At 62.5% G+C, this 754-nt stretch carries 1 protein-coding gene; it reads left to right on the top strand.

What is annotated here, in order from left to right; all coding sequences use genetic code 11:
- The coding region (locus ELR45_RS16395) for an SOS response-associated peptidase family protein (protein ID WP_205856708.1) at positions 1 to 243 on the top strand (243 nt) is incomplete at its 5' end.
- Positions 244 to 754 lie beyond the last annotated feature (511 nt).

The following is a 754-nucleotide window of genomic DNA, read 5'->3' on the forward strand; positions in this document are numbered from 1 at the left end:
GCAACCTCGGAGTGGCTCTCCACGTACTCGGTGATTACGACGTCACCGACCGACGACGTCGGCCACCTTCACGACCGGATGCCCATGGTGCTGCGGCCAGCGCAGTTCGACGAGTGGCTCGACCCGCACAACACCGATACCGACCAAGCGCACACAATGATGGCGCCACCGGCGACAGGAAGCCTTGAGGGCTATACCGTGTCAAAGGCCGTCGGCAACGTCAAAACAACGCGCCCGAACTGATCGAGCCCATCCAGCTCTGAAATCCGCGCTTGCAAACTTGTCTCACGCGGCAGAACAGGCGCGTTGCGCCATCTTGGGCCGATTAAGGACAGTCAGACCAGGTTGAGAGCCCGACATCGGCGGTTATCGCGACAATAACGAAGATCCCTGGCAGGAGACGGCCGGGCGGCGACCGAGACCTGCCGAGGTTCGGGGTTGGTTGACGTGCGGGACGGGGCGACGCTCCCGCCAGCGATCGCCACGGTGTCCCTGCCTGCGCCGCACGGACCCCAGTACAACGCCGGATCCCACCTCGACAACGGTCGAACTCGAGGCATGGCTCCGCGTAACTCGTCCTGGGTTGTCACAGCTTGCGGCTACGGTACAGGGGTAGTCCTCGTGTACGAGAAGACCGTCTTCACGCGCGGTGATGCCGGCGTTAAGAGGCTCTTCACAATCGAGGGTGTAGTTGGGGTCGGAAGCCGCCAGTCTCGAGTAGTGATCTGGCGATGTAGTTCGTCAGGTTGCGGAA

Source organism: Phytoactinopolyspora endophytica, assembly GCF_004138495.1.
Lineage (GTDB): Bacteria > Actinomycetota > Actinomycetes > Jiangellales > Jiangellaceae > Phytoactinopolyspora > Phytoactinopolyspora endophytica.